The organism is Kutzneria sp. 744, assembly GCF_000568255.1.
Classification (GTDB): domain Bacteria; phylum Actinomycetota; class Actinomycetes; order Mycobacteriales; family Pseudonocardiaceae; genus Kutzneria.
The window spans coordinates 11,367,963-11,374,444 of sequence record NZ_KK037166.1 but is presented as its reverse complement, the minus strand read 5'-3'; the positions used below and the strand labels follow the sequence as shown (position 1 = coordinate 11,374,444).

At 66.8% G+C, this 6,482-nt stretch carries 6 protein-coding genes; all 6 read right to left on the bottom strand.

Annotated features, from left to right (window positions below; genetic code table 11):
• Positions 1 to 1,299 precede the first annotated feature (1,299 nt).
• The 6 genes from KUTG_RS51390 to KUTG_RS55080 all read right to left on the bottom strand — a co-directional run bounded on the left by KUTG_RS51390 (position 1,300) and on the right by KUTG_RS55080 (position 6,400).
• Positions 1,300 to 2,031: a hypothetical protein gene (locus KUTG_RS51390; RefSeq protein WP_157495403.1), complete on the bottom strand. Its 732-nt coding sequence runs from the start codon at positions 2,029 to 2,031 to the stop codon at positions 1,300 to 1,302.
• A 524-nt stretch (positions 2,032 to 2,555) separates the two neighbouring features.
• Positions 2,556 to 2,954, bottom strand: a complete 399-nt coding sequence (locus KUTG_RS51385; protein WP_043727429.1) for a hypothetical protein — start codon at positions 2,952 to 2,954, stop codon at positions 2,556 to 2,558.
• A gap of 930 nt (positions 2,955 to 3,884) precedes the next feature.
• On the bottom strand, positions 3,885 to 4,367 hold the full coding sequence (locus tag KUTG_RS51375) for a hypothetical protein (RefSeq protein ID WP_043727426.1): 483 nt from the start codon (positions 4,365 to 4,367) through the stop codon (positions 3,885 to 3,887).
• A 328-nt stretch (positions 4,368 to 4,695) separates the two neighbouring features.
• The gene (locus KUTG_RS60185; RefSeq protein WP_157495401.1) at positions 4,696 to 4,983 is read right to left on the bottom strand and encodes a hypothetical protein; all 288 of its coding nucleotides are present in this window, start codon (positions 4,981 to 4,983) and stop codon (positions 4,696 to 4,698) included.
• Positions 4,984 to 5,059: 76 nt separating this feature from the next.
• Complete coding sequence (locus KUTG_RS51370) at positions 5,060 to 5,344, bottom strand: DNA sulfur modification protein DndB (RefSeq protein WP_157495745.1); 285 nt, start codon at positions 5,342 to 5,344, stop codon at positions 5,060 to 5,062.
• A gap of 585 nt (positions 5,345 to 5,929) precedes the next feature.
• A complete protein-coding gene (locus KUTG_RS55080; protein ID WP_157495400.1) occupies positions 5,930 to 6,400 on the bottom strand; it encodes a DUF6884 domain-containing protein in 471 nt (156 codons plus the stop codon).
• Positions 6,401 to 6,482: the final 82 nt, after the last annotated feature.

Sequence of the window (6,482 nt, the reverse complement as noted above, 5' to 3'; positions counted from 1 at the left end):
CGCGCCGCGGTGGCGCGGACTACAGCGCGGCGCGAGCCCTCGTGCGGCTGCGTGTTGGTGTGAAGCCGTAGGAAGAGCAGACGTAGGACTGGAGTGTGCTTGCTTGCGGGAGGATCGGGCGCGACCGGCCCGACGTTGCGAGTCGGCCATCGATGCGCGTGATCACTGGGTGGCGGCGAGCGTCCAGTCCTACTTTGTGCTGGTGGACTTCAGACGCGGGACATCAGGCCAACATCGGCCACAGTCGGGCTCGCCGTCGGAAACTGTGCCGGCGGGCAGGGAGAACGCCTCCCGGCAATGGACGCAGCGATACGGGCCACCCCGTCGCCGCACGAGTTCGCGGTGGCTTGGTCGCCCGGAAAGCCGAGCCCAATCAGCAGCCGCGGACAGGTCGTTCGACAGGGCACGAAGACGGTCGCACGCATCGCGGTCGGCCTGCATGGCACGCATGGCGATCATGTCTTGCTGCCACCATCGATGCCAACACCAGGCGGCGTGCCAGACGGCACGTATCCGGCGTGGGTCGTCTTCCGCCAGCGCCTCCCATTCCGCGCTGCCGAATGATGGATCCCGCTGTGCAGAAGGCGACGCATGGTCGTTTCGGCGGACAGGAGACGGGTGTGTGGGCGCCGGGTCGTTCGATGGCGCGGAACCTGTCATCTCATACACCGCCTACGCCGCGTACCAGACGTCGCAGCGTATATGCCATTAGGGTATGGCAGGACCCGAGACCACAGCGGCGGTCGGCGGCTGCGGGCGCGGCATCGAAGAACTGCCTCTCTCGGATCACGACGCCTCCCCGTCGGGTTGTGCGTGTCAGTGCGACCGCGCCGGCCACCCGGCCCGCTGTGGCTTCCTCCGGTGGCGCGTGGGCGTGTGGGGTTGGCGGGGTTCGAGGTGGACATAGGCAGGTGTCCCTTACATTCAAGTGTACCCGCGTTTGGCCTGGTCAGGGAGCTTCGGGCGTGAGCAGACACGCTGTGCCCCGGTCGAAGACGCGGGAGGTCATCCTCGACTCGTGCGTCGGGTCGCGGGGATGTCGCTCAGAACCGCCGAGGGGCGGTGTCATTGCCGATGTGTGTGACGGTGTCGATCGGGCCGTGTACGGCGGCGCAGTCGCGAATCGCGGGTGCGGAAGATTGGCTTGCACGCAACAGCTACACGCGGAGCACGTCGAGTGCGGGCACAGTCGACTCCTTGGTCGGTAAGGGTTGGTGGTGTCGTGGGTTCCGCGGGGCCGGCAGCTGCCGACCTGGGCTGCCGGGCCCGCGGAGTTCATCGAGTGCGTAGTGGTCCTGGTCAGGGCTCGGTGCGGTCGTGCAGAGGGATCGGAAGGCAGTGGCCGACCAGTTCGCTCCAACGGTCATCATGGCAGTAGAGGTGGGCGCCGGAGGCCATGAAGTGCTTGCCGGGCGGTGCATCGGCTGGACGCGCTACGAAGCGGCCGCACTCGAACAGCAGGTAGGCCCCCGGCGCGGTGTCGGAGGGCTCGGAGATCTGCGCGAAGGCCGGCAGCGTCCGTTCCTGGCCGATTCCGAGGATCGTCACGTGCCGCACGCGGGAGGACAGGCCGTTGTTCGAGCAGTGGACCGGACCGGTCAGGATCTCGACGCGCAGTCCCTTGCGGACGATCGGAATGTGGATGACGCCGTCTCCGATGTCAGGAACCTGGTCGAGCGACGAGATACCCCAGGGTGTGCCGGTGTAGGCGTCGAGAAGTGTGTAAGCGGCGACGTAGTTGGCGCCGTGGCGCACTTCGGCTTTGGCTTCGGCGGGCAGCGTGTTCAGAATCGTCTCGCGCAGGCGGGCCGTCCAGGCGCGTGCGCCGCTAGTGCTGGTGGCCCATCCCAGCGTGCGGGTGGTCTGGTACTCGTAGCAGTCCAACAGGCGCAGGACTGCGAGCGGATGCAGGACGCGGTCGGTGAGCGCCGCGACGTAGTCCGGCGGATCGTCGACTGCGTGCTCACCGGGTCGGGTGGGGAGGTGTTGCTGGAGCAGCATCTGGCCGACCGGCGTGGGGTCGTCGAACACGCCGATCAGGCCGAACTGCAGTCCGGCGTGGACGAGGCCGTCGATGTGGGCGCGGTGAAGGTCGAGTCGAGACATGGTGGTATTCCCTTCGGGAAGTTGACTCGTGGTGGGCAGTTGAGGCCGCTTCGCCGCGACCTGGGCGGCCGATGAGGGCTTGCTGGCCGATGGTGATCACGCTGTCGGCACGGTCTTCCAGGCGGGCGTACGGGGCGTGGGGCCTGCCGTGCCCCGCGGGCCTGCGCACGGCATGCGCCGGCTCTGCCCACGCTCGATGAGCGTGGCCTCGCCGCGCTGCTGGCCTCCCTGGCGGCATACGAGCAGCACGAGATAGATGGTCAGGCGTGGAGGATCTACGGCTACGCCCCGCATTGCAGCAAGGGGGGCGGGCCCGCCCGCCGCGCGACTGAACGGAACCACCGAGGCGCAGCGGCGTCGTGGTGGCAACGGACAGCGACTGCTCCTCAGGTTGACCGCGGTATGTCCGGGCGACGACCACACGCCGTCACGTTTTGGACTCGCCGTGGTCAGAGAGGGTGACTCGCGGACGTGCGTCCGTGTCGATGTGTGGTGTGGCGTACTGCTTCGGTGATTGCCTCGCCATTGGACGACGTCGCATTGCGGTAGAGCGGCCAGGACCAGACACAGTCCTGCCCATCGCAGTAGATGCGGACGTAGCCGTCGTCGAGTTCCTGGAGCACCAAGGGCAGTCGATGGCGGCGCGGTTCGGGCCGGCGCGGTGTGCTGCCGGTCAGGGTGGGCCGGGAGCCGTCGGTGAAGCCAACGTCGACGCCTCGTTCGGCGAGGTGCTGCACGACGTGGCCGACGAGGTCTTGTGCGTTGACCTTGCCCACGGCGGAACCGGGCCGGGCTGTGTTTTCGAGGTAGTTGTAGACGAGGTCTTCCAGTGTCTCGACCAAGATCATGGTCGGTGCCTCTCTTCGAAGTGGATGACGATTTGCGCGCCGAACGTCACGAACATCCGTCACACCTTTCTTTGCTGTAGCCGGGTTCACGCCGTGATCTGCGCACGTGCGCGCGGTGGCAGGGCGGTCGAGGTCCAGCCGTTGAGGTCGAGGGCCTGGCGGGCGTGGCCGCGGCAGTAGAGGTCGAATGCGCCGCGCTGGCCGGCGTGGGTGGCGCGGCGGTGGCCGTAGCGCGGTACGGGCCGGTGCCATACTCGGTTTGCAGGTACACACGCGCAGCCGGCGAACGCGGATGACCAGGCCGGCGCCGCCGTTGACGCCAGCCCAGCGGGCTCCGTCGGCGTCGGTGGCGTGCCATACATACCAGGTCCGCAGTCCGCCCGAGGGGGTATAGGTACACCGGCCGTGCTGGTGGTGCCGACGGGGTGGATCGTGGCGAGGTGCCCTCCGGGCCACGTGGTCAGCGCGGTGCCGTCGGCGGACAGGTAGCCGACGAAAGTGGGCGCGCGGGTCATCGCCTCGCGTTCCCGTTCGTCCGAGCACGGGTAGCCCATCGTGGCGAGAACGGGAGCAGTTCGGTGTCGGAGTTGGTCGTCCGTAGTGGAGGTGTCCGAGGGCGGCGACCTGGATGATCGCGTCGTTGCCGACAGCGCCGAGATGGCAGAGCTCGTCGGTGGCGCTGTCCTGGTCGCCTGCGTCGAGCACGGCGACGCCTGCTGGGCCATCGCAATGGCCTTGTCCAGGTTGGCCAAGGGATCGTTCGTCGGTTCCCACGGCTGGTCCGCGAACGGCCTGCCCGAGGGCAGAGGAACGCTCGGCAGGGCGCGTACAGCGGTTCGCCGGCGAGGGTGTGGCGGCGCAGACCTGCCCTCTCGCGGTGGTGCGTCCTCGTCACCCGGCGGGAGTGTCGCGGAATTCCTGGACTGGACCCTAGACGTCGAAGCCGTGATCGGTTAGCCATTGACACAGCACCATGATCACGTCCCCTCCGGGCCAATTGCCGTCGCCCTGCTCGATCGTCTTGAGCCGCTTGAACAGGGTGCGTACGGCGGCACCCGCCGGGGATGGGTCCGTGCTCAGCAGATACTGCCGGGCCTGCTCAGCAGAGCGTGTGGTGCCTTCGACGGTTCTGCCGTAGAGGCTGTAGCTTTCGACGCAAGCACGGTGCTTGTAGTAGAGGGCGACGGCGTCCCGTTCGGATAGTTCGCTCGGGCTGGACGGCACACCCTCATGGTGAGTGATGTAGTTCCACCGGCGGTAAACCCTCTGCGCAAGGTCAGCGAAGGCCGTTTTGTACGTGACGTAGACGCTGACGTCGTGGTCATGCCGCAGCAACCATACCTCAGCTGGCACCTCAGAAAATGCCATACCCGGCTCGTGCTTCCCGGCCGCCTCTCCGTCCGGCTGTACCATTGACTGTCTACCTTTCGTTGGGGTTGTTGGGATCCTGCCGGACAGACCGATACGCCACGTTCGAACACCGCCTCGCCACGTGAAATCACAGCGGGTCACGACAGGACGGCGACTCACGCGGAGTGCCAGGCCAGGGCAAGCAGTGCTACCTGGTGTGGGGTGGGTTAACAGCGCGCCGAGTACCAGTCAGTGCCGCAGCAGCCCTGTGAGGGTGGCGGTGGCAGGAGTGCGTGAGGGGCTTGCGCGTTGCCACACAATCGATCCGGCCGCGAACAGGGCGGGGTCGCTTCAGAATGCAGCGGCACGTCACACCGACAGTTCGGAGCTGTTACTCGGCACCTTCGCGATGGCTTTCGTTCCTGGCGACAACCAAGTCGAATTCGCCCGCCGCGGACGCCAAACCTGAGACGTGATTCGCCAGAATAGTGGTGATCTCGTGCATCACCCGACCGACGATGTGGCCGGCCGAGTCGCCGATCTGCCCATCGTGCAGACGCGGTATCCGCTTTCGCTCGAGTACGACCGTGGCGGCGATGCGACGGAGGTCGGCCTCGAGTTCGCCGAGCCGGCTGTCGAGCAGTTCTCCACATAGCTTGCGTGCCGTCGAGACGCCCATGACTTCTCCCTTGCGCTGAGGTTTGACCTACGTGACAACCCGGCGACAGGGGCAGAGCGGCTGGCGGATCGGGTGGTCACGCCCTTATGTGCCGTACGGTGCGCGGCGCGACCACGCGGTTGTCGAAGGCGACCACGATCGCGTTGGGCAGCAGCGCCTCGTCCGACTCGAGGTAGCGGCATATATCCCGCACGTGGGCCAGCGCTTCCGGCCGCTGGTAGCCCCGCAGCGGCTCGCCGGGCTCCCGGCTGACCCGGGACACGGTGGCGAATCGCCGCAGCTGTTTGCCGTCGACACCGAAGGCGACGATGTCGCGTTGGCGCTGCCGGATCCTCAGGGCTGGCAGCCGCAGGATTGTCATGTTCGTGGTCATGGTGCAGGCCTCACTGGTCGTCTCTGGGGTCGTGGTTGTGGTCGAGCAGCAACACCCCACTCGCCGTTGCCGTGCTCGTCGCGGTTCAGTGCTCGAACTGTCCGGTGTCCCCCGATACATTCGTGCTGGGCAATGGGACGTCAGCGGCGATCGAATGGCTTCGCGAGATCGGTGATGGCGATTTCCGTTGTACGGCAATAGTTTTCAATGGAGTCCGATGTGGACTTGTGCCGGACCGTCACTGGTGTGTGCTTGTCAGGTCAGGCAGTACAGGTGGGTCGCGCAGCGCCGAGTGGGCGTCAGCCTGCGGGGTTTGAGTGCGGTGGCAGTTGGGCTGCGTCGTCGGTGGCGTGTGCAGTGTGGATCAGTTGCGGGGTGGGTAAATAGCAAGATTGATCGTCGTCGGTTCAGGCCGGCGCGGCGAGCCAGGGGTAGAGCGGAGTCGTAGGGCGTCGAGCTGTTCCCCTAGTGCCAGTTCACTTCCGGACTGCGGTTCTCGCCCTGGACCCGAGCCCAGTCCTTCTGGTCCATCGTTTGGATGAGGAGTGCTCCCAGCGTCGCCGGGTCTCGTGCCTACGGCGCCTGGGTAGCGCGCACGCTGGCGATCACGTGCCGCATGTCGTCGATGCCACGGCATCCCTCGTACACGTCGGTGACCGTGACGTGTTTCCCGACCAGCGCGGCGCCGGCGCTGAGCACCCGCAGGTAGGCGCGCGGCAGGAATGCGGAGATCTCGACGTTGTCGCGCTCACCGACAAGCTCGGCCAACTGCTTGCACAGCAGCGCCTCCAGCACCACCATCGCCTGCTCGTCCAACTCGTCGAGGCGCCGGTCGTACGGCTCGATCACCTCGTCCAGCTCCAATAGCCCGTGCTTGGCGGAGACGCACGTGTCGGGCCCGAGCACGGTCGCCAGCTCCGCCTCCCGCTCGATCACCGGCAGGGCCTGCCGGAACGTCGTCCCCGTGTACAGGTCGCGGACACGCGCGGTGTGGTCGAGCTTTTTCCCACTGCACGGCAGCACGTGCAGGATCAAATTCCGCATCACGCTCACCCCTCCTATTCGCGTTCGTCGACGGCGCAGTTGCGGTCACAGTCGTTGTGGGGCAGCCCGTCTGCCAGAAAGG